This window comes from Helcococcus bovis (assembly GCF_046035835.1).
GTDB lineage: Bacteria > Bacillota > Clostridia > Tissierellales > Peptoniphilaceae > Helcococcus > Helcococcus bovis.
Map to the genome: position 1 here is coordinate 1 of NZ_JBFNGB010000005.1, position 25999 is coordinate 25999.

The 25999-nt window shown below is 28.8% G+C and carries 17 protein-coding genes and 1 pseudogene; 14 read left to right on the forward strand and 4 right to left on the reverse strand.

The window, feature by feature from the left end; all coding sequences use genetic code 11:
• The coding region (locus ABGF48_RS02380; RefSeq protein WP_408104758.1) for an LPXTG cell wall anchor domain-containing protein at nt 1-199 on the forward strand (199 nt) is incomplete at its 5' end.
• 163 nt (nt 200-362) lie between these two features.
• On the opposite strand, the pseudogene ABGF48_RS02385 reads toward ABGF48_RS02380, so the two are convergent.
• The 3 genes and pseudogenes from ABGF48_RS02385 to ABGF48_RS02395 form a co-directional block, all read right to left on the reverse strand.
• Nucleotides 363-482 (reverse strand): annotated as a pseudogene (locus tag ABGF48_RS02385) (hypothetical protein); the annotation flags it as partial.
• Between the two features lie 157 nt (nt 483-639).
• Nucleotides 640-1578: a glycosyltransferase family 2 protein gene (locus ABGF48_RS02390; RefSeq protein WP_408104759.1), complete on the reverse strand. Its 939-nt coding sequence runs from the start codon at nt 1576-1578 to the stop codon at nt 640-642.
• A gap of 9 nt (nt 1579-1587) precedes the next feature.
• Entirely contained in the window at nt 1588-3144 is a 1557-nt protein-coding gene (locus ABGF48_RS02395) for a glucosyltransferase domain-containing protein (protein ID WP_408104760.1), read from the reverse strand.
• Between the two features lie 171 nt (nt 3145-3315).
• Between ABGF48_RS02395 and ABGF48_RS02400 the strand changes: the two genes are divergently transcribed.
• The 7 genes from ABGF48_RS02400 to ABGF48_RS02430 all read left to right on the forward strand — a co-directional run bounded on the left by ABGF48_RS02400 (nt 3316) and on the right by ABGF48_RS02430 (nt 12308).
• Entirely contained in the window at nt 3316-4203 is an 888-nt protein-coding gene (locus tag ABGF48_RS02400; RefSeq protein ID WP_408104761.1) for a DnaJ C-terminal domain-containing protein, read from the forward strand.
• A gap of 1 nt (nt 4204) precedes the next feature.
• On the forward strand, nt 4205-6769 hold the full coding sequence (gene clpB / locus ABGF48_RS02405; protein ID WP_408104762.1) for an ATP-dependent chaperone ClpB: 2565 nt from the start codon (nt 4205-4207) through the stop codon (nt 6767-6769).
• A gap of 298 nt (nt 6770-7067) precedes the next feature.
• A complete protein-coding gene (locus ABGF48_RS02410) occupies nt 7068-7640 on the forward strand; it encodes an IS256 family transposase (RefSeq protein ID WP_408104763.1) in 573 nt (190 codons plus the stop codon).
• Nucleotides 7641-8076: 436 nt separating this feature from the next.
• Complete coding sequence (locus ABGF48_RS02415; protein WP_408104764.1) at nt 8077-9018, forward strand: NAD(P)/FAD-dependent oxidoreductase; 942 nt, start codon at nt 8077-8079, stop codon at nt 9016-9018.
• Between the two features lie 19 nt (nt 9019-9037).
• On the forward strand, nt 9038-9349 hold the full coding sequence (locus tag ABGF48_RS02420) for a thioredoxin family protein (RefSeq protein WP_408104765.1): 312 nt from the start codon (nt 9038-9040) through the stop codon (nt 9347-9349).
• Nucleotides 9349-11229, forward strand: coding sequence for an aryl-sulfate sulfotransferase (locus ABGF48_RS02425; protein ID WP_408104766.1), 1881 nt, complete (start codon nt 9349-9351; stop codon nt 11227-11229). The genes ABGF48_RS02420 and ABGF48_RS02425 overlap by 1 nt, the downstream gene beginning before the upstream one ends.
• A gap of 74 nt (nt 11230-11303) precedes the next feature.
• Nucleotides 11304-12308 (forward strand): YeiH family protein, encoded by a 1005-nt coding sequence (locus ABGF48_RS02430; protein ID WP_408104767.1) that lies wholly within the window; start codon nt 11304-11306, stop codon nt 12306-12308.
• A gap of 487 nt (nt 12309-12795) precedes the next feature.
• Here the strand turns inward: ABGF48_RS02430 and ABGF48_RS02435 are convergent, their stop codons facing one another.
• A complete protein-coding gene (locus ABGF48_RS02435; protein ID WP_408104768.1) occupies nt 12796-13809 on the reverse strand; it encodes a YdcF family protein in 1014 nt (337 codons plus the stop codon).
• 170 nt (nt 13810-13979) lie between these two features.
• Here ABGF48_RS02435 and ABGF48_RS02440 point away from each other — a divergent pair, with 170 nt between their 5' ends.
• The 6 genes from ABGF48_RS02440 to pulA all read left to right on the forward strand — a co-directional run bounded on the left by ABGF48_RS02440 (nt 13980) and on the right by pulA (nt 25895).
• Complete coding sequence (locus tag ABGF48_RS02440) at nt 13980-14696, forward strand: cytochrome c biogenesis CcdA family protein (RefSeq protein WP_408104769.1); 717 nt, start codon at nt 13980-13982, stop codon at nt 14694-14696.
• A gap of 30 nt (nt 14697-14726) precedes the next feature.
• Nucleotides 14727-15353: a redoxin family protein gene (locus tag ABGF48_RS02445; protein WP_408104770.1), complete on the forward strand. Its 627-nt coding sequence runs from the start codon at nt 14727-14729 to the stop codon at nt 15351-15353.
• Between the two features lie 15 nt (nt 15354-15368).
• Nucleotides 15369-16508 (forward strand): bifunctional peptide-methionine (S)-S-oxide reductase MsrA/peptide-methionine (R)-S-oxide reductase MsrB, encoded by a 1140-nt coding sequence (msrAB, locus tag ABGF48_RS02450; RefSeq protein ID WP_408104771.1) that lies wholly within the window; start codon nt 15369-15371, stop codon nt 16506-16508.
• 6 nt (nt 16509-16514) lie between these two features.
• Nucleotides 16515-17279 (forward strand): response regulator transcription factor, encoded by a 765-nt coding sequence (locus ABGF48_RS02455; RefSeq protein ID WP_408104772.1) that lies wholly within the window; start codon nt 16515-16517, stop codon nt 17277-17279.
• Entirely contained in the window at nt 17263-18936 is a 1674-nt protein-coding gene (locus tag ABGF48_RS02460; RefSeq protein ID WP_408104773.1) for a sensor histidine kinase, read from the forward strand. Before ABGF48_RS02455 ends, ABGF48_RS02460 begins: the two co-directional genes overlap by 17 nt.
• Nucleotides 18937-19937: 1001 nt before the next feature.
• Entirely contained in the window at nt 19938-25895 is a 5958-nt protein-coding gene (gene pulA / locus ABGF48_RS02465; protein WP_408104774.1) for a type I pullulanase, read from the forward strand.
• Nucleotides 25896-25999: the final 104 nt, after the last annotated feature.

A 25999-nucleotide genomic window follows, 5' to 3' on the forward strand; every position in this document is an offset into this window, starting at 1 on the left:
AAACTCTATTCCTGGAATGAAACTTGTACCAGCTTATAAGAATAAAGTTAATAAATCAATTACAAATGAATTGAATAACAATTCTCAAAATAAATCAGTTAATCCGAATACTGGTGATGCTGGAATATATTCTACTTTAGCAATATTATTCACGGCTGGTGCACTACTTTTAGTATTAAGAAGAAGAAAAATTAAATAGATTTAATTATTTTCTATTTAATAAATAAATAGGACAATTATAAGATGTATTTACACATTTTATAACGGTTCTTTGCCAAATACCCATAGGGCACAAGTAGTGTTGGTAAAGAATTAAAATAATATATTGAGAGAATTAGAGAGTAAAATTTCTAATTCTCTTTTTAATTTCTTAACACCTTTTTAAATTTTCTAGTAATTAATATTCTGTTTCTAAAGTGAAAGAATGATTTGTATCCAAAAGCTACGCTTTCAAGTGATTTAATAAAATTGTTAATTCCTTCTGAAATCCATTAGAATACCTGTTTTTTTATTTTAAAATAAAAAGCAGTGAAGGTGAAATTTATCCACCAACACTATTTATTGTAGAGCCATAAAAAATTGCATAGCCATCTCCGCAACTCCTTTAGGAGTGAGAAATCATGGCGTAAGCAAATTTTTTTATTTATTATTTTTTAGAATATTTTTAATAATATAATGTGGTCTTTTCTTTACTTCTATATATGTTTTAGCAAGATATTCCCCAAGTATACCAATGCAAATAAGTTGAATACCTGATAAAAGTAGTATCAAACTCACTATTGAAGCATAACCTTCGACATTTATACCTATAAATAATTTTTGTATTATGATCCAAAACATATAAATTAAAGATATAAAAGAAGTTATCATTCCTAAAAAAGTGGCAAATTTTAGAGGAGCTGTACTATAGCCTACAAACCCCTCAATTGCATATTTTGTAAGACTCTTGAATGACCACGTAGTTTTACCAAATTTTCTTTCTTCAACTTCATAAGGAATGTAATGAGCATTAAATCCAACCCATGAAAATATTCCTTTAGAAAATCTGTGATATTCATCTAAATCTATTATTGATTCGGCAACATTTCTCCTAAATGTTCTAAAATCAGAAGCGTTTTTCTCAAATTTTGTATCACTTATCTTATTAATCAAGGAATAAAATAAGCTCTTAAATCCGGTTAAAATTTTTCCTTCTTTTCTCTTTTTTTGATATGCAGAAACTAAATCTAAATCTTCATTATTTTCTAAAATCTCAACCATTTCATTAACATATTTAGGATGTTGTTGCATATCCGCATCAATTAGAGAAATATAATCTCCGGATGCATTTTTTAATCCTGCTAAAATTGCAGATTCTTTACCAAAATTCCTAGAAAAATTTATTGCGATAATTTCATCATTAGGATTATTTGTTACTAATGAAGTAATTTCATCAAAAGTTTTATCTTTGCTTCCATCATTTATATAAATAAATTCATATTTAAAATTAGGATTTAATTTATTTTTGCATAGTTCAAAAAATGGATGTATATTTTTTTCCTCATTAAAACAAGGAATAACTAAAGTAATTTTTTTCATAATTTTCTCCTAATCTAAGTTTTTAAATTTAATATAAATAGTGTCATTAATCATCTGAATAGAATCCTTTGCTGGATAATTAGGTAAAGCATTCATCATATCTTTTAGATGTTTATTTTCTTCATTAATTTCATCATAATCTTTTATAGGATTTTGGAAACCTAAAAATCGTACAGGATAATAAATAAATGAGTAAAGCCTTGTTAGATGATTTGCAATTATAAATGGTTCAACATCTCTAGTATCAATTTTTTCAGTAAACCAAGTTCTTGAGTCTGGATTGCCCCAAAATACTATTTGAGTTTTTTCGGTATATCCATCAACTGCTTCAATTCGTGAAATTATCCTATTTCCATATGCGTTTGAATTTTCGTTTGTAAGACCTACCTTAAAATATGTTTTATTTGTTACATATATATTGTTATAAACTGATAAGAATGACGTTAAAGTCAATACTGCAACAGCGTAGTAAACTAATTGTGGTATCTTGTGAGAAATTTTAAATTCATCACTAATCTTTAATACATAATCAATCAACACCAATGGTAGTATAAACACAACTGTATATCCGTAAAGCATTCTTAACATTACACCTGCCTGCCATGACATTATATAAATTACATTAATTGCAATAGGAAATACTAAAATTAAAAATGTAAGTAATCCCCATTTTTCTTTGCTTATTTTTGAAGTTTTTGCGATATATACAAATAAATAAATCGTTAGTAAGAATGCAAAAACAAACAAATATGGCATGAATACAAAATGATAATTAAATTCTTTTCCAATAAAGAAATTAAACATTCCTTTATATGCACTAAATATAATAGTATGAATTTTATTAATAGGTAAAGACCCCATTGTATCTAAACCTTTGTAATCTACAAGTAAATGTCCAAAAATTCCTCTTGAAATTATCAAATACATAGCTAAAGCTACAATAAAGCTAATAGCTGTTTTGCAAAGCAAAATAATCATTTCCTTAAAATTATCTTTTTTTGTAAATAATTCAATAATTATATACAAAATAATTAAACCGGCAGCATATCCTAAATAAGTTTGGTATATTCCAAGTGAAAGTGTAAGTAATATACTTGAAAATATAAATCCTTTTTCATATTTTACAAGTAGAAATGCTGCTAATCCTGCAAGCATTGCTCCAAACTGATAAGCATCTTGGCTATTCATGAATGGCATTAATGAGCCAAGTGTAGGGAATGTAACTAATATTCCTGAAATTAAAATTGTATTAATTTTAGAATTTATATTAAACATTGAAACAACAAGGCAGGACATAATAGCTGTATAAAAAATTGTTAAAAATCCATTCAACCATGGCATACTAAATTCACTACTTATTGCAGCAGGAAATTGTAAAAACCAACGTCCAGAAGTCGTTCTATCCATATTATCTACTAATTGAACTATATCGTCTAAATTTACCCATTTATTTGTCATCATATATATATGACATATTAGTCCAATTATTATAGTAGAAGTAAAAGCTATTTTTACATTTTTTGATAATCCGTTATAATAATTTTTTATTTTTTCGTGTATAAACATAGTTACTCCTTATTGCTTTATACATATAATTATATAGAATTTTACTTTAATTTTCTATTACATATTATTTTTATTGTAATTATTTATGGATTTGGGTATAATATAATTAAAGTCAAAGATAGTCAAATATTATTTAGACCTTAAAAAAGTTACAGAGATGAAGGAGAATAGATGAAGTATAGAGATTATTATGAAGTTTTGGGCGTTTCAAAGAGTGCTACTCCTCAAGAGATTAAAAAAGCATATAGAAAATTAGCGAAAAAATACCATCCAGATTTAAATGGGGGTAGTGAAGAAGCAGCTGAAAAGTTAAAAGAAGTAAATGAAGCTTACGATGTGCTTTCAGATGAAAATAAAAAACAAAAATATGATCAATTTGGATCGGCATATCAAGACGGAATGAACTTCGATCCATCACAATACGGATATACATACACTAGTGGATCAGGAGGATTCTCAGATTTCTTTGAAACTATTTTTGGAGGGGGAGGATTTTCCGGAGCAAAAAATTTCGGAGGAGGATTTTCAGCATCCGATCTATTTAGTGGATTTGGAGGAAGAGGAAAGCAACATAGAAACAGATATGATTTAGAACAGTATATATCACTTGAAGATGCATATAAAGGTGGACAAAGAGAAGTCTACGCATCCTTAGGAGGAGAAAATAAAAAGATAGAGATTAAATGGCCAGCAGGCATTACAAACGGAAAGAAGATAAAAGTTAAGGGAGATAAGTTTGGTATAGATGGCGATATTTATGTAAAAATAAATATTGATTCAGAAGATGAATTAGAAGGAATAGATATTATAAAAAATGTTGAAATCTATCCTTGGGAAGCATACTTTGGTACAAAAAAGACTGTAGAAACATTAGAAGGAAAAATCAAAGTTAAGATTCCTGCAACCATTCAAACTGACAAAAAGATAAAAATAGCTAAAAAAGGATTTAAGGATATGAAATCAAATATAGGTGACTTGTATTTGAGGATAAAAATTGTAAATCCAACAAATTTAGATAAAGAAAAAGAAGAAATATATAGACAATTAATGGAGGAATAATATGGATATGAACAAATTTTCAAAAAAGACATTAGAATACATTGAAAAATCACAAAATATGGCAATTAAAAATTCAAATCCAGAACTTAATGAAAAACATTTAGTTTTTTCTATGTTCTTTGATTCGGATAGCTTGATTTATAGATTAGTAAATTTAATGACTGAAAAAAGTGATAAAATACGAAATGAATTAAAAGTATTAGTTGACAAAATGCCTCAACAATCAGGAGGAAGTCTAAGTGCAAGCACAGTGTACCAAAGAGTTTTGTTGAAGGCAGAAGATGAAGCTAGTGAATTAAAAGATAGCTATATTGGATTAGAACATATATTTTTAGCATTATTAAAAGAAAAAAATAATGAAGTTGTAGATTTGTTAAACAACTATGGGATTAACTATAAAACATTTAAGGCTAAATTGGAAGAATTTAAGAAAGATAAGCAAAATACAGCAGGACAACCAGAAGAAAGTAGCCTTTCAAAATACACAATTGATTTGACACAAAGTGCTAGAGAGGGGAAAATTGACCCAATAATTGGACGTGATGAAGAGATAAGATCGGCAATAAGAATATTATCAAGAAGAACAAAAAATAATCCTGTTTTAATAGGTGAACCTGGTGTAGGTAAGACAGCAGTTGTAGAAGGAATCGCTCAAAGAATTACAAACAATGACGTGCCTGAAAATCTGAAAAATGTAAAATTACTAACTCTTGATTTGGCAGCTTTAATTGCTGGCGCAAAATACAGAGGTGAATTTGAAGAAAGATTGAAAGAAGTTATAAATGAAGTTGAAAATTCAGATGGAGAAATCATTTTATTTATAGATGAAATTCATATGATAGTTGGAGCTGGTAAAACTGATGGAGCAATGGATGCAGGAAACATAATGAAGCCAGCATTATCAAGAGGTTTGATAAAAGTAATAGGTGCTACAACATTAAATGAATATAGACAATATATTGAAAAAGATGGCGCTTTGGAAAGAAGATTCCAAAAGGTTTTAGTTGATCAACCTTCTGTTGAAGACACAATCTCAATTTTAAGAGGTATCAAAGAAAAATATGAAATTCATCATGGATTAAGAATTTCAGATTCTGCAGTAATTTCAGCAGCTGTTCTTTCAGATAGATACATTACAGATAGATTTTTACCTGATAAGGCAATTGATTTGATGGATGAAGCTGCAGCAATGGTAAAGACTGAAATAGATTCGATGCCTCAAGATATTGATGATTTGAGAAGAGAAATTCTACAATTGCAAATAGAGATAACTGCTCTAAAGAGAGAAACAGATGAATTATCAAAAGAAAGATTAGAATCTTTAGAAAAAGAATTGGCAGAAAAAGATTCTTTATATAATGAAAAATTTGCTAAATGGCAAGATTCTAAAAAAGTATTAGAAAAAGTAAATACTGTTAAGACAGAAATTGATAAGATTAAAATTGAAATTGATGAAGCAGAAAGAAATTATGATTTTGATAAATTATCAAGATTAAAATATGGAAAATTACCAGAATTGCAAAAAGAATTAGAGGAAGCTCAAGAAAAATCTAAAAATGAATCAGAGTTAAAAGAAGAAGTAACTGATGAAGAAATTGCCGAAGTAGTTTCAAAATGGACCGGCGTACCAGTTACTAAACTTGTGGAATCTGAAAGAGATAAATTACTTCATTTAGATGATGACCTTCACTTAAGGGTAATAGGGCAAGATGAAGCAGTTACATCCGTTTCAGAATCAATCATTCGTGCTAGATCAGGGCTAAAAGATGAAAATAAGCCAATAGGGTCATTTATATTCTTAGGACCAACAGGTGTAGGTAAGACAGAACTTGCAAAAGCACTTACTCAATTAATGTTTGATGATGAAAGAAATATCGTAAGAATAGATATGTCAGAATATATGGAAAAATATTCAGTATCAAGATTAATTGGTGCTGCGCCTGGATATGTTGGATATGAAGAAGGTGGACAACTTACAGAAGCCGTAAGAAGAAAACCATACTCTGTAGTTTTATTTGATGAAATTGAAAAAGCACATCCAGATGTATTTAATATTTTACTTCAAGTACTTGATGACGGTAGACTTACAGATAACCAAGGCCGTACAGTAAACTTCAAAAATACAATTATAATAATGACTTCAAACATCGGATCACAATACCTACTAGAAGGAATTGACGAAAATGGAGAAATTAAGCAAGATGCGAAGGATAAGGTAACAAATGAACTAAGACATAATTTCAGACCTGAATTTTTAAACAGAGTTGATGAAATAGTTATGTTTAAGCCTTTATTAAAAGAAGAAATTTCAAAAATTATCGATTTAGAATTAACAAAAATCACAAATAGACTTGCTCATAGAAAGATTACAATTCAAATGCAAGATTCTGCAAAAGAATTTATTATAGAAAATGCATACTCTGCAATTTATGGTGCAAGACCAATTAAGAGATTTTTACAAAAAAATATTGAAACGGAAATTGGTAAAAAGTTAATTTCTGGAGAAATAACAGATAAGCAAGAGATAAGTATCAGTGCAGATGAAAATGTATTAAATATAAAATAAAATTCTCATTGACGCCACTAGTCCTTGCTCCGTGAAATGCCCATAAAGTTGTAAATAAAAATTCAACTCTATGGGCATTTCACCTAAAGGAGCAGCGGAGGGGGCTACATGGGAATTTTATATTATATTTAATTAGTGTTTAATATTAAGAATATATTATCAGAAGTAATTTTCCAAAAATAAAAATATATTTTAATAGTAATAATAGAATTATCTATAAAATTGAGACTGTAATAAATTTTGTGTATGAAAATCTTTCTGATTAAGGTAATATAAACTTAATCATGAGGATTTTTTTATGGGAAGAAAAAAACCAGAAACAGCAAAAAGTAGATTAGAAAAACAATTAATAGAGTCATACGATATAAAAACTGCTCAAGATATACAAGCAGCATTAAAAGACTTGCTAGGAGAAACAATAGAAAGCATGTTAAAAGAAGAACTTGATGAGCATTTGGATTATAAATATGGACAAACACCAATTTCAATAAATATAAGAAATGGAAGTAGTAAAAAAACAGTTAAATCCAGCATTGGAGAACTAGAAATAAATATACCAAGAGATAGAGATGCAAGTTTTGAGCCACAAATATTGAAAAAATACGATAAAGATATTTCAAATATTGAAGTACAAATAATATCAATGTATTCTAAAGGTATGACAACAAGAGATATTTCATCACACATTAAAGATATATATGGTTTTGGAGTATCAGCAGGACTTGTAAGCAGCATTACAAATAAAATATTACCAACTATTGATGAGTGGCAAAATAGACCTTTAGATAAGTTTTATCTTTTTGTATTCATAGATGCAATACACTATTATGTAAGAGAAAATGGTCTAATAGCAAAAAAGCTGTATACATAGCTTTAGGATATAACATAAATGGTTTTAAGGAAATATCATGGATATGTAAAAATTTGGAAGAATAACTGGGCTTAACTCTCAACATATTTTAAATATCCAGAATATATAAGAAGATTAATATAATATCTCAATTATCTATTTATTTTGAAGGTAGAATTTAATTTTCTTTGTTGAAGAATAAAAAAAACCAAATGCAAAGTCAAGGGTTTACTTCGCCAAAAATTCGCCCTTTACTGTGTTTTTGGTTTTGTATACCTAAAATTAGTAAAATTAAATTTGATAAATTTAAAATTTTATGTAACAATCAAATTGAGAAATAAAATATTTGATCAGAATTAATTTTTCAAAAATATCAATATATCTTAATCAGTAATAGACTGATACACAAAATAATTTACATAACCTAAACACAAAATATCTTTAAGGAGGAGGATATATGAAAAAATATGATTTAGTAATCGTTGGTGCAGGACCGGCAGGTATGACTGCAGCAATATATGGGGTTAGGGCAAACCTTTCAGTTTTGCTATTAGATAAATTAGCTCCAGGTGGACAAATAATTAATACCAATGAAATTGAAAATTATCCGGGTGTGGGTAAGTTGGGCGGAGCAGACCTTGCTATGCAAATGTTTGAACATTGTATGGAACTAGGGGTTGAATTTGATTATAAGACAGTAAATAAGATTGAGCTTTTAGAAAATAATAACAAACTTATCTATACAGAAGAAGATGAGGAAGTTATTGAAGCTTTAACTGTAATAGTTGCTACAGGTACAAGATCTAGGACTTTAAATATAAAGGGTGAAGAAGAGTACAAGGGTAGCTCAATATCATGGTGTGCAATTTGTGATGGAGCAAAATACAGAGATAAAGATGTAGTAATCATCGGCGGCGGTAACTCAGCAGTTGATGAGGGTACATACCTTGCAGGCATAACAAACTCTTTAACTATTGTCACAGATTTTGAATTAACAGCAGATCCGGTTTCTTGTGATTATATAAAATCTTTAGATAATGTAAAAGTTTATACAAATAAAAAAGTTACAGAATTTATTGGTGACGGTGAAAAGTTAAGTGGCGTGAAATTTGTCGATAAAGAGGATGAAAGCAAGGAAACAATCATTGAAACAGATGGAGTTTTTGAATATATAGGAGCTATCCCATCAACTGAATTTATCAGATCTTTAGGCATTACTGAAGACCATGGATACATTGAAGCGGATGAAAGAATGAAGACTTCTGTTCCCGGACTTTACGGTGCCGGAGACTGTATTAGTAAACACTTAAGACAGGTAGTAACAGCTACAGCAGATGGTGCTATAGCAGCCCAAGAAGCATCTGCATATATAAAAGATTTAAAACGTAATGAAAATTAATAAAATATAGGAGGAGAAAATGTTAAAAGAAGTAGAAAGAGCAAGTTTTGAGCAAGATGTAAAAAATGGACCGGTATTATTGGACTTTTATTCAAAGACATGTGGCCCATGTAAGATGCTATCATTTATGTTAAATGATATGGAAAAAGAATATGGGGAAAAAGTTTCTATTATAAAAATAGACTTTGAAGAAAATAAAGACTTAGTTGAAGAATATAAGGTAGAAGGATACCCTACACTAATCATGCTTAAAGACGGGGAAGAAGTTTCAAGAAAAGCCGGCTTACAACAAAAACCGGTATTAAAATCAATGATTGAGGAGGTTTTATAATGGCTGTAAAGTATACATATAAAGAGCATTTAATCACAAGACAAGCTAAATCTGAAAAGAAAATGTTAAAAGAATTTAGAGAAGGTACGTACACACTTGAAAAACCTCTAATCAAGTATAACCCTTACCTACTTAATACACTTTCAGCAGTTATTCTTTTTAGAACAGAAGAAGCAACAGCTATCACAGTCAGAGTTAAGGGGAAAACAGAAAAAGCAGACTTTTATCATACATTCCCGGTAAGTAAAGAACACATTTTACCTATTGTTGGTTTGTATTCAGATTATGAAAATAAGATTGAGCTTTACCCTTATCAAAAACCAAATCAAAAGGTAACACATACTATTAAAACACCTCCTGTAAAGGGTGCTGAACTGGTAGAAAGAGTTGAAACTACACCAGAATATATGCAAGATAATGTTATGATGCTAGCTCCTGCTGTATCAGATCTTGCTATAGCTGTTGACTATGCCGGTGATGTTAGATTAGACTTTTCAGAAGCCTTAGTATGGGATATTAAACGTCTACCAAACGGAAACTTCTTAATGGGTTCTGAAAGATTAATGAAGATGCCATATTTTGTATCTGGTATCTACGAACTATCAGCAGTTGGTAAAATTTATAAAGAATATCGTATACCTCATGGTTACCACCATGACCAATATACTTTACCAAATGGAGATATTATCGCCCTTAACTGTGATATTCCAAATGGTACAGTTGAAGATATGGCTGTAGTGATTGATAGGGAAACAGGACACGTTAAAAAATCATATAACTTTAAGAATTTCATTAAACCGGGATCACAAAAATCAGGTTCTTGGTCTGATGAAGACTGGTTCCACTGTAATGCTGTTTGGTATGATGAACATTCAAATTCTCTAACATTCTCTGGTCGTCACATAAATGCTATGGTTAATATTGATTTTGAAACAGGCGACTTAAATTGGATAATTTCTGATCCAGAAGGCTGGCCTGAAGAATATCAAAAATACATGTTTAAACCGGTTGGTCAAGGTGACTTTGAATGGCAATATGAGCAACACGCTAACTTAATTACTCCTCTAGGGGATGTGATGTGCTTCGACAATCACCACTACGGTTCACAAGTAAAAGAAAATTATCTAGCTCCAAATGATTCATATTCAAGAGGAGTTAAATATGCCATCGATACAGAAAAGATGGAAATAAAACAATTGTGGCAATATGGTAAAGAAAGAGGAAAAGAATTCTTCTCACCATATATATGTAATGTAAAATATTACAATGAAGGATACTATCTAACACATTCAGGTGGTATTGCATATGATAGAGATGGCAATGCTTCTGCAGAATTAGGACCATTTGCGAGAATTGACGATCCTGAAGTTAAATTAAAGTCTATAACTGTTGAAACAGTTGGAGACAAGAAAGAATTTGAATTAGAAGTTAACTCTAACTACTATAGAGCTAATAAAAATACTCTATATGCTAAGGAAAGTGGACAAAATAACCTAGCCCTAGGTCAAGGTCAATTGCTTGGTACTCTTGGTGTGACACCAACTATGGATGTAGAAATACCTACAGAAGATGCTGGTGTAGAATTGGATGATTGGCATGATGCTCACATTACTGATGAAGTAGATATGCTTACCTTCCAAGCTAAATTTGAACCGGGTACTATGGTTCTATTAGTACTTGAAAATGAAGAGGAGTCTAGACAATACTTCATCTCTACTTCAAAAGGAAAGAGAGGGGCTATGTGTACAGGTACCTTCCTTCCGGATGATGATAGGGAAACAAGAACAGTTGTTACAAAAGATGGTTTAGACGGAGAATATCAAGTAAAATTGATTATTAATGACAAAAAATATGACTTAGGTGTAAAAGTAAGAGCATAATTGTTATAATTATAATTTAGGGCTGTCAAAGTCTAGACAGCCCTAAACTATTGTAAATTATTTAGGAGAATTAAATGGAAAATAAAGTAGTTAAAAAAATCTTAACATGGCTTTTTTTAATTGTATCTATGTTATTAGCGATACAAATAGGTAAATGGATACCCTTGTTAGGTTCTGCAATTTCAGCGATTTTTATAGGATTTGCAGTTAGACATACCAGCCTATTTGATATGCTTGATAATGGGGTTACAAAGTTTGCGACAAAATATATGTTAAAGGCGGGGATAGTTTTACTTGGATTTACACTTTCCTTGAAAATTATCGGACAAGTAGGTACAGAAGTATTGATAGTATTGGCCGGAGAAATTATAGTTTCAATATTGATAGGTATTATAGCAGGCAAATTATTAGGAGTAGGTAATAAACTATCATTATTATTAGGGATAGGTACTTCAATATGTGGAGGGTCAGCTATAGTGGCATCATCTCCTGTTATTGAAGCGGAAGATGATGAAGTAGCCGTATCTATAACAACTATGTTTATTTACTCAGTAGTTGCATTATTTTTACTACCAGTTATTGGTAGAGCTTTGGGTTATAATGATAACTTATATGGAATTTTAGCAGGAGCTGCAGTAAATGATACAGCATCAGTAGTAGCAACTGCCCAAGCTTGGTCAGACGAAGCTTTAAAAATTGGTACTGTTGTAAAATTAGTTAGAACACTCTTCATAGTTCCTGTAACAGTAGGGGTTATAGCATATAAAGTAAAAAATACTCCATCATCAAAAGAAAATGGGGGTATAGATTTTAAGAAAATAGTATCACTAGTACCACTATTCGTTGTATTATTTGTACTTGCAGTTGTTTTTGCGACCTTTGTAGATATTTCTCAACCTACAATCAAATTAATCAAAACTACTAGTTCTTATCTTATGACACTAGCCTTAGTTACAATCGGTTTAGGTGTACACATAAAAGATATAAAAAATGCAGGTATCAAACCAGTAATCCTTGGTGGTCTATGTTGGTTTGGAGTGCTTGCTGCAACAATCGGACTAATGTTAGTGTTATATTAGAAATAAAAAAGGATAAGTAAATTAAACGGACGAGGGAAAAAGATATAAAAGTTGATGTAAAATCAAATTTTTATATCATATTAAAGTTCCTCGTTTTTTACTTTTAAATGGCTTATGATATGAATATAAACGCATATATATGCATTCCGCTTGAAACTGATGCATAAAAATGAGATTTAAAGACTTGGAATCAGCTTTAAAAATTTCAATCCACTATAAATAAAAGGTAAAAAACCAGGAAAACAGCAAATAATCTGAAAATAAAAAAACCAACATGATAAGTATAATATTAAAATAATATTAATCTTAATAAATAAAAAAATAAAATTTCTTGAAAATCAAAAAAATCTGCTGAAATAAACACACAGGGTTAAGAATGAGGATACCCTTATTATATAAGGCGATATTTTAGATTATATTCTAAAAAATTTCGTATCCATTTTCTCAATTTTCTATAATTCGTGGTAATTGGCATTTTTAAATTTTTTCATTTTAATAAATAATTTATAAAGATATAAACTAAAGTTATCATTGCAACACTCACAAAATGAATATTTTTATACATTACTAAAAATGCAATGATTTCTCTAATAAATGCGTTAATTGTGAAATAAAGTTTTGTTTTTGCACCATATCCAATGCATTTAATTTTTTCTTGTTTAGCTATTATCAAAGCTCTAAACAAGTGATAGTAATTTGTTACAACCGCAATTTTTGGATTTTCCTTCATTAATTCTTTTGAAAAAATTAGATTTTCTCTAGTTGTAGTAGATTTATCTTCAACTATAATATCTTTTTCGGAAATTCCCAGATTTAAAGCGTATTGCTTCATTGCTTCACCTTCAGCAATATTTTCATCTTCTCCTTGTCCACCAGACATTATAATTTTTGAATTAGGGTTTTTCTTGAAAATTTTTATTCCTTTATTTATTCTACTTGCTAGAAGAGGAGTAACTTTGTCATTGATTAATCCCGATCCCAAAACAATTATATAATCCAAATTTTTTCTTTTTACATTAGCAAAATTCAAAAATCCAGATATGGTGTAAGAAATTGCAATCAGTGAAATGTATGAAAAATACATGTTTGATAAGATTATTAAATGCTTAAATATAGCAGGAATATTAAACTTATAAATTAAAATATTGCCAACAGTTGAGATTAGTAAAATGTATAATCCAAGGCTTAAAGAAAGTAGATTATTTAGAGAAAAACCTTCTTTTTGTAATATTTTTATTCCATTATAAATTAGAGCAATAACTAGAAATATTGGGATTAATAATACAAAAAGTGAAAATAATCCTATTAAAGTAAAGACAAATATTCTTACTGGTGAATTAAAAAGTAAATCATATTTTTCTAAGCCAAGTAATACCGTTATTCCTGAAGAAATAAGGAAAATAGAAAATATTATTCCGGAAATGATATTCCTTCTTTCTTTAAATACTGTGATTACCAAAATCAAAAATATAAATAGTGTAATAGCTAATGAAAACTCCATAAATTCCTCCTCCCTCGAATTTAATTTATAACTAAAATTTTATAATTTATTAAACATACAGTCAAATTTAATTTCTAATGATATTCAAGTTTTTAAAAATTATTTTCTATTATCTTATTACGATAATCAACGTATAATTAAACCATAAAGAAAAGATTTAAGGAGAAATTATGATACAAAATGAATTATTAATAAGTTCGGTGTTTATTGCTGGATTTTTATCATTTTTCGCACCATGTACATTTCCGTTGATACCAGTATATGTAGGGTTTATGACGGATAAGGCGGGAGAATACAAAAAATTAAAAATAGGAAATCTTGAGATAAATAAAGGGGCGATTATCAAGACGATGGCATTTGTATTTGGACTTTCAACTAGCTTTGTTATTTTAGGATTTGGAGCAGGAATAATTGGAAAAGTGCTAAACAATAGATGGGTGCTGACAGTTGCGGGATTATTAGTATTCTTACTAGGGATTCATCAAATGGATTTAATTCACTTTGAAAAAATGAGTAAAATCAAAGGAATTAGATTTAAGAATAATAAGAAAAAAGCTTTAGGAACATACTTAATGGGGATATCATTCAGTTTAGGGTGGACACCATGCGTTGGTCCGATTTTAGCTGCAGTTTTAGTAACATCTGCAAGTAGCGGACAACAATTTTACGGAGCATTTTTAATGTTGATTTATTCAATAGGTTTGATGATTCCATTCTTAATAATGGCAATTGCGTCAAGTGCATTGATGAATAAATTCAAATTTTTTGAAAAACACTTACTTACAATTAAGAGAATTGGTGGATTTTTAGTAGCATTAATGGGAATTGTACTAATGAGCAACCAATTATCAAATTTAACAGCATTTTTTAACAATTTATTTAACTAATAAAAATATATAAAAAGAAAGAGGGAAAATATGAAGAAAAGATTATTATCTGGATTAATGGCATTATTACTAGTTTTAACAGCTTGTTCAACAGGAGCAAAAGAAAAGAAGGACATGATGGATTCAGAAGAAACTAAAAAAATGGAAGATAAAATGGATCACGTGAAATCTGATAAAAAGGATGATATGAAATCAGACAAAGTGAAGGATGATATGAATGGCAAGATGATGAATCAAGGTGAAATGGCTACAGATTTTAATTTGCCAGATATTGATGGGAAAATGTACAAATTAAGTGATCAAAAAGGTAAAAAGGTTTATGTTAAGTTTTGGGCTTCATGGTGTCCAATATGTTTAGCAGGATTATCAGAATTAGATGAAATGTCTAAAAATACAAAAGATTATGAGATAGTAACAGTTGTATCACCAGGACATATTGGTGAAAAGAATAAAGATGATTTTATAAAATGGTTTAAGAGCCTAAATTATAAAAATATAAAAGTGTTATTAGATGAATCTGGTAAATTTATTGAAGATTATGGTATTAGATCAACTCCTACAAATGTAATAGTTGGTTCAGATGGGGTTTTAATCAAAGTTGTACCGGGTCAATTAAACAAAGAATCATTAAATAAGGTGTTTGCAGAGGTTAAATAATATAAAGAGGTTAATATGAAAAAGGTATTTTTATCAGTTATTTTATCTATAACTTTTATTATTACAGCATGTACAAATAAAGTAAATACGCCAAATAATGATATGAAAAATAAGGATGAAACAAGTAAAAAAATAGATGAAATTATAAGTGAAGGACAGAAAAAATCTGCCAATGAAAATCCTAATGATAAAATAGATTATTCAAAATCAAAGTTGAAAACAATTTATCTTGCAGGTGGTTGTTTCTGGGGGTTAGAAGCATATATGGAAAAAGTTTATGGTGTAGCAAATGCAGTTAGTGGATATGCTAATGGAAAGACCGAAAATCCAACATATGAAGATATTTCATACAAAAAGACAGGACATGCAGAGACAGTTAAGGTTGATTATGATCCGGAAAGAATTTCATTAGAAAAAATATTAGATTATTATCTATTAGTTGTAGATCCTACAAGTTTGAATAAACAAGGAAATGACAGAGGTACACAATACAGATCAGGTGTTTATTTTACAGATGACAATGAAAAAAAAGTAATTGAAGAAAGATTGAAAAAAGAACAAGAGAAGTACAAAGATAAGATAGTTGTAGAAGTTGGAAAATTAGAAAATTTTTATAAAGCAGAAGAATACCATCAAGATTACTTAAAGAAAAATCCTAAAGGATATTGCCATATAGATATTTCAAAAGCGAATGAAGTGATTATAGATAAATCAAAATATCCAAAGCCTTCAGATGAAGATTTGAAAAAGAAATTGACGGATATACAATATAAAGTAACACAAAAAAATGATACAGAACATGCATTCTCAAATGAATATTGGGATAATAAGGAAAAGGGGATATATGTTGATGTTGCAACAGGAGAACCATTATTTAGTTCAAATGATAAATTTGATTCTGGTTGTGGATGGCCATCATTCTCAAAACCAATATCAAAAGAAGTAGTTACTTATCATAAAGATTTAAGTTATAATATGGAGAGAACGGAAGTTAGAAGTAGAGCGGGAGATTCACATTTAGGACATGTATTTGAAGATGGTCCAAAGGAATTGGGTGGTTTGAGATTTTGTATAAATAGTGCATCAATTAGATTTGTTCCTTTACAAGATATGGAAAAAGAGGGATATGGATATTTAACACATATTATAAAGTAGGTAAAAATGTATAAATTATTAATTGCAGATGATGAATCAATCATTAGAAAAGGTATAAAAAAATTAGTTAATTATGAAAATCTAAATATTACTGAAGTTTTAGAAGCAGAAGATGGAAAAGAAGCCATAGAATTAGCTAAAACTCAAAGTCCAAATATTATTTTGATGGATATAAATATGCCTGAAATAGATGGATTAACAGCGGCAAAATTAATAAAAGAAAATAATCCAAATGTCTATATTGTAATTATTACAGGATATGATTATTTTGAATATACACAAACTGCAATAAGAGCTAAAGTTGACGATTATATATTGAAACCTGTATCCAAAAATGATATAGAGTATATTTTGAAAAATGCTATAGATAAAATTGATTATTTAATAAAAGAAAAATCTATTAAAAATATAATTCAAAATGAAAATGTAGAAATAGATGAGAAAAATAACTTGATTAAAGAATATTTAGAAAAAAATATATATAATATAGATTTATCCTTAAGTAAAATGGCGGAAGATGTAGGATATAACAGGAATTACTTAAGTGTACTGTTTAAGCAAATATATGGATTAAATTTTCAAGATTATATTAATAAAGTAAAAATGGAAAAAGCTAAGATTTTACTTCTTTCAACTGAAATGAAAAATTATGAAATAGCTGAAAATATAGGAATAGAAGATGTAAACTATTTTGTAACAAAATTTAAGAAATATTATAATATAACACCTAAACAATTTAAGCAAGGATTGAAAGATGAAAAAAATTCTTAAAAAATTTAGTGCGAAAATTAGCATCTATTTTTTTATAATTTCAATATTAATAGTAATAATTTTATCTTATAGAAATTACACCTATTCTGTAAATATATTAAAATACAATAAATTACAACAAACTGAGCAACAACTGAAAAATGCTAGCGTATACATTTCCTCATATCTTGAAAAAATAAAAGGAATTTCAAGTTTGTTGGCAATGACACCGGAAATAGAAAATATAAATAATTCAAGTAAAAATTCTATAAAAAATATAATTGATTTGACAGAAAAAAATGATTCCTTGATAAAGCGAATATCTGTAATTTCAAAGAATGGAAATTTGATTTCAACTACTCCTATAGATTTTGAATTATCTGATAATATGAATAATTTAGAATGGTACCAAAATCTTCAAGAATCAAATAATATGGCTGTGGTAACTACTGAAAATCATAAGGGATTTTCCATGAATAAAACAGAAAGAGTAATTTCAATTAGTCATGAAATTGTGAAAAATAAGGAAATTCAGGGATTTGTAGTTATAGACCTATCGTATAAATTTATTGAAGATTATGTATCATCAATAAACTTTGGAGAAAAAGGTTATGCATTTATAACATCTTCTGAAGAAAAATTATTATTTGATTCAAAACAGATGAATACAAATTCACTTGTAGAAAAAGATAAATATTTACAAATAATCAATAATAGAATGAAGTCGTTAGATAAAGGATTTATTGCTTCTAATATTTATATACCTAATACTGATTGGTTATTAGTAGGAGTTGCTTCAACAGAGCAAATAGATCAACTTCAAAACAAACTAATTGGAAATACAGTAACTTGGTCAGTTATAATTTTAATTTCAACTATTGCCTTATCGATATTAATTTCTAAGTGGATAAGCAAACCACTTACAAATTTAGTGGATGAAATGAAAAAAGTTGATGAAAAATTTTCTAAGATAAAAATTGAAAACTCAGATTCAATAGAAATTCATACATTAAAAACAGAATACAATCTATTATTGGACAGGATTAAAATTCTAACAAAAAATATAGAAGAAAAGGAAAATTCAAAGAGAATATATGAATTAAAAGCTTTGCAAAGTCAGATAAATCCACATTTTATTTACAATACCCTAGATACTATTTTATGGCTAATAGAGTTTGAAGAAAATGAAAAAGCTATAGAAGTTACCAAATCACTAGGGATGATTTTGAGAAGTACATTGAGTATAAATCAGGATTTTATATCATTATTCAAAGAATTGGAACACGTTAAAAATTACATGGATATTCAAAAAATTCGTTACGATGATAAATTTGAATATATCTTTGATATAGATAAACACACCCTTGAAATATTGGTGCCAAAATTAATCCTACAGCCTATTGTAGAAAATGCGATATATCATGGAATTAAACCTAAAAAAACAAAATCATTCATCAAGATTTCCTCCAATATAGATGATGAAGATTTAATAATTAAGGTAGAAAATAATGGAGTAGATTTAGAATTTGATAATCAAAATAGGATAAAAACAAAGCTAGGTGGAATAGGAATGAGTAATGTCGAACAAAGGATCAAAATTCTTTGTGGTGAACAATATGGAATTAAAATGTATAGAGAAGATGATATTATTGTAGTTGAATATCGACTTAGCATATAGAACAAAGAGGCTGTTGCAAAATAAATTAGTTATTTGCAACAGTCTCTTAAATTTATATTTTCAATTCATATTTATGTTTTATTAATAAGAATTGGTGTGATTACATTTCTTTTTCATTTCTTTTTATGGTTTTCACTTTTAGAATGGTGTAAAATTTATTACTCAACCAATTCCATTGTAAGTTTAGTTCTTTTGAATGGTATAAAAGCTCTTATTAAAATCCATTCTTTTTTTATTAGTGTTAAATTGAATGGTATAAATCTTATTTTCTTATCAATTCCTTTTTCTATTATTTAGTTTGGAATGGTACTATCATTTTTTTCTAATCTATTCTTTTTTTATTAGTGTTAAATTGAATGGTATAAATCTTATTTTCTTATCAATTCCTTTTTCTATTATTTAGTTTGGAATGGTACTATCATCTTTTTCTAATCTATTCTTTTTTTATTAGTGTTAAATTGAATGGTATAAATCTTATTTTCTTATCAATTCCTTTTTCTATTATTTAGTTTGGAATGGTACTATCATCTTTTTCTAATCCATTCTTTTTTTATTATTATTAAATTGAATGGTATATCTAAAATTCCAATGTAAAAAACTATTACAAAATAATATTTTTAATTATTTTGCAACATTCCCTTTTTTGATTATTTAGTCAAATTAGCTTTTGGTATAAAAAGTCATGTAAAATGAAGGAGTTTTTACCTGTAAATGAGTAATAGTTTATATATACATGATAAGGAAGGAAAATTTTACCTGTAAAGCACACTTTTTATTAATTTACATGAATGGCGTATATAATAAATTTAACAATTATGAAAAAGAATAGCTGTATTTTCTTTTGTTACATTTTGTTAACAATATAAAAAACATAAAAAGTAAATTAAATTTGTAATCTATCGAATAGTATTAATTTACACATAATAACCGTTTTCATGAAAAGTTTTGACAAAATTAAAATATAACATATAATATATACAAGAAATAAAATGGAGGAAACTATGAAAACGGAAACAAAGACTATTTTTAGAAAAACAATAGCCATATTGTTAGCTTTTATGATTTCACTTTCTGGAGTGAACGTTCAAGGTTTTATGACTAAAACCGTTGAAGCACAAGAACAATATATTGATTTTGGGTTTACAAAATCTGGAGAAAAAGAAGATTTTGGGGCTAAGGCTAAAGTAAATTCAAATAAAACTGTAGATTTTGTATTTGATTTTGAACATTGGAAAGATGGATTTCAAAATCAAGCAAAAATAAGAGGTGTTAATGGGGATTGGGATAATGGCAAAGATTTATTAGTAAATAAATCAAAAAATGAATATACAATATCATTATCATTTGAAGAGGTTAAAAGTTTGAAGGATGGTGGATTTAAAATCTTTTTGCCAGATATTGCTCAATGGAGGCCTCAAACTTCAGGTAATGCCAAAATTCCACAATCTGTATTTGATGAAATGGCAAAAATAGAACAGGAAAATACGGAAAATCAATCAGGGGAAACAACACCATCAGAACCGGGAAATACAACTCCTGACAAACCCCAACCACCAATAGAAGATACTACACCTCGAGAAAAACAAGGATACAAATATACAATTCATTTCAAAAAAGAAGATGAAGAAAAAAATCCTTGGAATGAAATTCATGTTTGGGGAAATAATTTAGAAGGAAAGAGATATTATTTTGGAGAACCTGACGCTGAAGGATATAAAACTGTAGATATAGAAAATCTACCAGTTTCTGAATTAAAGCTTATAACAAAACCATTCTTAGGAGAAGATTGGAAAGATCAAGAATCAGATAGAGTTATAAATATTCCTACAGATAAAAAAGAAGTAGAAGTTTGGATTTTACAAGGAAATAATAAAGTATATTATCAAAAACCAAATTTCAATGTTGGAGCGGATTCAAAAGTAAAGTTAAATGCAAGTTTGCATCAAAATGATGTAAAAGCTGGAGATAGTGCTTTATTAAAATTAAATATTAAAAAAGATGATAATGTAGAGATAACTCAATTGTATGTTATTCCTAAAGGATTAGAAATAGGGAAAATAGACATTAGCAAAAACTTACAAGAACAATCTATAGAAATTCCACTTAATGCAATCGGTGTGAAAGATTTGGATGTTTATGCTGTTGATAAAGAAGGGAATATCTATAAAGAAACAGTTAAATTAAATATTTTACCTTCTGATAACAAGACAGCGTGGGATGAAGAAATCATCTATTTCATGGTAACAGATAGATTTTTTGATGGAAACAAATCAAATAGTAAGCTTAATGGTGAAGAAAGCTATGATTTAAATCACCTAGAAGCATATCATGGTGGAGATTTTAAGGGAATTACAGAAAAGGTAGAATACCTAAAGAATTTAGGAGTATCAACAGTTTGGATTACGCCAATAGTTGATAATATTAATGATAATTTAAGAAAAGATAAAAATGATAAACAGTACGGATATCATGGATATTGGGCATATGATTTTACAAAATTGGATCCAACATTAGGGACAGAAGCTGAATTTAAAGAAATGATTGATACATTACACAAAAATGGAATCAAAGTTATGGTGGATATTGTATTGAATCATGCAGGATATGGTGCGGAAAAAAATACTGATTTTAAAGGAATGTTTAGAGAAACTGAGACTGAGGGAGATATTACAACAAAATTATCAGGTTTACCAGATTTCAAGACAGAAGATCCTGATGTAAGTAAAAAACTTGTTGAATGGCAAACAAATTGGATTAAAAATTATGAGATTGACTATTTCAGAATTGATACTGTAAAACATGTTGAACACGAAACATGGAAGGAATTAAAAAATTCTGTAGTAAAAGTAAAACCTGGATTTAAGATGATAGGTGAATTTTACGATGGTAAATTTGATTTTGACGGTGGATATTTAGGAAAAGGTCAAATGGACTCAATCCTAGATTTTGAATTCAAACATATAGCTGATAATTTTGTACATGGAAAATTATTAGATGCTGAAAGAAGATTAGAAGATAGAAATAATTCTCTATCAACTGTCAAAACATTAGGACAATTCTTATCATCTCATGACGAAGATGGTTTCCTTGCAACTAAGGTAAATGGAAATGTAGATTTATTGAAAGTTGCTGCATCACTTCAAATGACAGCAAAAGGGCAACCGGTTATTTATTATGGTGAAGAAATAGGTCTTTCTGGTAAAAATGCAAAAAATATGGATAATGGAGAATATGGTGAAAATAGAAAATCATTTGATTGGGATAAAATCAACAATAATCCATTATTAGAACATTATAAGAAAATAACAAATATTAGAAAGGATCACTCTGCAGTATTTGCAAGAGGTGATAGAAAGAATGTAATTTCTAATGATAAATATTCTGTATTTACAAGAAAATATGATAATAAGACAGCTATAGTTGGATTAAACATTACAGATCAAGAACAAAAAGTTAATTTAACTCTTGAAGGAGTTAGTTCAATAAAAGATTTGTATTCTGAAAAAGAATATGCTGTAAATAATGGAAAAGTAACAGTTACTATTCCTGCAAATAAAGATGGTGGTACAGCAATATTCTTACTAGATCAAAATATTACACCTAAAGCTGAAACAACAAAAGTAGTATTCCATTTTGATAACTATAATAAGGAAAAATGGAGCTTATGGGTTTGGGCTAATGGTGCAAATGGTAAGGAATATTCATTTGATGGTACAGATAATTTTGGACAAACAGTAACCATTGACTTGGGAACTCAAACAGATCAAATTGGATACATTGTGAAATCCCCAAATACATGGGATAGAAAAAATGTAGATGCAAATAGATATGTGAAAATAGACAAGGAAACTACACATGTTTGGATAAGAGATGAAGATCCTCAAACATATTTAGAAGAACCGAAAAATATTGCAGAAGAAAGTCCTGTAATTCAATCATTTACAATTGATAGATACAGAGAGATAAATCTAAGATTAAACAAATATGTAAACTTTGAGGATGTTAAACAAGATTACGAATTAAAATTTGGCAATGAAGATATTAAATCTAAAGTTGAAAAAATTGAATCTGTTGATCAAAAAGGCGATAATACTAGAAAAATAAAAATTATTTTGAAAGAAGATATCAATTTAGATGAAATTATTTCAAAAGGAAAAGATGTTTCAATTGTATTGAAAGTTAAAGATATTGACCAAGTTAAAGAAGAAGAATTAACTGCAAAAGCAACAATCGGAAGAATTGTTTCAGAAAAACAATTTGATGAAAAATATGCTACTGATGAAGAGTTAGGTGCAATATATTCAGAAGGTTTAACAGAATTTAAGGTATGGGCACCAACTGCTAAGAAAGTTGAGCTTGTAACATATCATAAAGATGGAGCTTCTAAAGTATATGATATGACAAGAAATGAAAAAGGTGTATATAGTCATAAACTTGAAGGAAATCAACTTGGATTGGAATATATGTACAAAGTTTATCTATCAGATTCTGAAGGTGTTGAAGTTGTTGACCCGTATGCAAAATCTGTAACTGTAAATGGTGAAAGGGGCGTAGTTGTAAATCCTACACCAAGTGAAGTTTCAAGACCTGTAAATGAAGCAAACATGAAAAATCCAATTATTTACGAATTACATGTAAGAGACTTCTCCATTGCAGAAAATTCAGGAATGACAAACAAAGGAAAATTTCTAGCATTAACTGAAAAAGGAACTAAAGCAGATAATGGACAAATAACAGGATTAGATTACTTGAAATCATTAGGAGTAACACATATTCAATTGTTGCCAATTTATGATTTTAGTAGCCGTTCAGTTGATGAAAATAACATTAAAGCTAAATACAACTGGGGATATGATCCACAAAACTATAATGCCGTTGAAGGATCATATTCAACAGATCCAAAAGATCCATTTAACAGAATTGAAGAATTACAAAAAACTGTAGATACACTTCATGAAAATGGACTTGGTGTAATAATGGACGTTGTTTACAATCACGTATTTGACACACAAGAACAATCATTTAATAAGATAGTTCCGGGATACTATTTCAGAATGAAAGAAGATGGTACATTCCATTCAGGGACAGGAGTAGGTAATGAAACTGCTTCTGAAAGAAAGATGATGCGTAAATTCATGGTTGATTCTACAAAACACTGGGTTAAAACATTCAAACTAGATGGATTGAGATTTGACCTTATGGGAACACATGATTATGAAACAATGAACGCTGTGTATAATGCAGTCAAAGAAATTAATCCAAATATATTCATCCTTGGTGAAGGTTGGAATATGGATATGGGTATACCTAAAGAACAAAGGGCAAGTCAAATAAATGCAGATAAAATGCCTAATATTGCGTTCTTTAGTGATGATATGAGAAATGCATTGAAAGGTGGAAGTGATGATGCTTCTACAGGATTCATTTCAGGCGCTCCAGATAAAGAAGAAGCTATAATTAAAAATATTAAAGGCGGACAAGGTCTAGATAAGCCATATCAATCTGCAAGACAAGTTGTTCAGTATGTAGCAGCTCATGATAATTTGACTTTATGGGATAAATTGCAAAAATCCAGATCTGATGATAATGTTGAAACAAGAGTTAAGAGACAAAATCTTGCAAATGCTATTACAATGTTCTCATTTGGTACACCATTTGTACATGCTGGGCAAGAATTTGGACGTACAAAAGGCGGAAACCACAATTCCTACAATTCACCAGATGAAGTAAATCAATTTGACTGGAATAGGGTAAAAGATTTTTCAAATATGACTGATTACTTTAGAGAACTAGTAAAAATCAGAAAGAATAATGAAATCTTTAATAAAAAAGATTTTAATGAAATAAATAAATTCTTTGAAATAAAACATCAAAAATACGGTGAAGTGGGATATAAGCTAGAACGTGGAGATTCTGATTTATACATTGGACACAATGTTTCAGATAAAGTTGTTCCATTTGAGGTTGAAACAGGAAGATATAGAGTGCTTGTGATGAATAATCAAGCTAAAGCTGAAGGATTGAGAGAAATAGACATTAAGGATTCTATCAAATTGAGTCCATTGTCAACAATTGTACTACAAAAAATTCCTACTAAGGAAAAAACATTTACAATTCACTTTGACAATCCAAAAGCTAAGGAAGAAGGGTACAAAGTACATTTCTTTACAAACAATGATCAAGGAATTACTTTAGAATTTGATGGAGTTGATGAAAATAAGTATTCGACAGCAACTTACAAAACTTCTGATTTAGTAACAAGAGCTGGATTTATCATCTATAAAGGTGATAAACCTATGGATGATAATAAAGTAGGAACGAAAAATGACAGAATTTTAATTGCTGAAAATGGATCAATTGCAGAATTAGATGCTTGGGTAAAAGATAAGGATGAAATAACATACTACAATTTACCAGCTTATCTAATTGAAGATAATGCAATTAAGAAAGAAAATAATCCAACTCCAGACGATGAACAACTAGGAGAAATACCTACTCCAAATAGAGATGGGGAAATAGGAGAAAGACCTGATCCAAATGAAAATGGAGAAGCAGGTAAAACACCGAACAAACAAAAAACAGCTGTCTTAACTTTTGATTTATCAGGTGGCAATTACAACGGAAGGACTGGTGGAATAATTGTTAAAGCTAAAGTTGGCGATACAATAAATCTTCCAGAAGCACCAACAAAAGAAGGTTTTGTATTCGATTATTGGAAAGGATCTAAATATGAAGCAGGAGCAAAATATTTAGTTGAAGGACCACATAAATTTACTGCAATTTGGAAAAAAGTTGAAGAAAAACCAATCAATGCAGGTACGATAACAAAATCAAATAATGGTCAAAACTCTACACAAAATGGAAATCCAGAAACAGGAGATTTTGGAGTATCAAAATTTGCTATAATGATAGTGATATCAATGGGTGTGATTTTGGTTGTTAGAAAGAAAAGAATATAATAAAAAGGCTGTAAGATAACTTTTAACCGCCTTCAAAAAGTTGGACTTAAAATCAACTTTTTGGAGGTGGTTCATTTTTGAGATTATTTTACAGCATTTTATTA

What these genes read in the sequence shown, in the direction of transcription:
- ABGF48_RS02390 (WP_408104759.1), bottom strand. Translation starts at nt 1,578, where the DNA reads ATGAAAAAAATTACTTTAGTTATTCCTTGTTTTAATGAGGAAAAAAAT.
- msrAB (WP_408104771.1), top strand. Translation starts at nt 15,369, where the DNA reads ATGAAAAAGGTATTTTTATCAGTTATTTTATCTATAACTTTTATTATT.
- ABGF48_RS02395 (WP_408104760.1), bottom strand. Translation starts at nt 3,144, where the DNA reads ATGTTTATACACGAAAAAATAAAAAATTATTATAACGGATTATCAAAA.
- ABGF48_RS02430 (WP_408104767.1), top strand. Translation starts at nt 11,304, where the DNA reads ATGGAAAATAAAGTAGTTAAAAAAATCTTAACATGGCTTTTTTTAATT.
- pulA (WP_408104774.1), top strand. Translation starts at nt 19,938, where the DNA reads ATGAAAACGGAAACAAAGACTATTTTTAGAAAAACAATAGCCATATTG.
- ABGF48_RS02425 (WP_408104766.1), top strand. Translation starts at nt 9,349, where the DNA reads ATGGCTGTAAAGTATACATATAAAGAGCATTTAATCACAAGACAAGCT.
- ABGF48_RS02460 (WP_408104773.1), top strand. Translation starts at nt 17,263, where the DNA reads ATGAAAAAAATTCTTAAAAAATTTAGTGCGAAAATTAGCATCTATTTT.
- ABGF48_RS02455 (WP_408104772.1), top strand. Translation starts at nt 16,515, where the DNA reads ATGTATAAATTATTAATTGCAGATGATGAATCAATCATTAGAAAAGGT.
- ABGF48_RS02440 (WP_408104769.1), top strand. Translation starts at nt 13,980, where the DNA reads ATGATACAAAATGAATTATTAATAAGTTCGGTGTTTATTGCTGGATTT.
- ABGF48_RS02420 (WP_408104765.1), top strand. Translation starts at nt 9,038, where the DNA reads ATGTTAAAAGAAGTAGAAAGAGCAAGTTTTGAGCAAGATGTAAAAAAT.
- ABGF48_RS02435 (WP_408104768.1), bottom strand. Translation starts at nt 13,809, where the DNA reads ATGGAGTTTTCATTAGCTATTACACTATTTATATTTTTGATTTTGGTA.
- ABGF48_RS02445 (WP_408104770.1), top strand. Translation starts at nt 14,727, where the DNA reads ATGAAGAAAAGATTATTATCTGGATTAATGGCATTATTACTAGTTTTA.
- ABGF48_RS02410 (WP_408104763.1), top strand. Translation starts at nt 7,068, where the DNA reads ATGGGAAGAAAAAAACCAGAAACAGCAAAAAGTAGATTAGAAAAACAA.
- ABGF48_RS02415 (WP_408104764.1), top strand. Translation starts at nt 8,077, where the DNA reads ATGAAAAAATATGATTTAGTAATCGTTGGTGCAGGACCGGCAGGTATG.
- ABGF48_RS02400 (WP_408104761.1), top strand. Translation starts at nt 3,316, where the DNA reads ATGAAGTATAGAGATTATTATGAAGTTTTGGGCGTTTCAAAGAGTGCT.
- clpB (WP_408104762.1), top strand. Translation starts at nt 4,205, where the DNA reads ATGGATATGAACAAATTTTCAAAAAAGACATTAGAATACATTGAAAAA.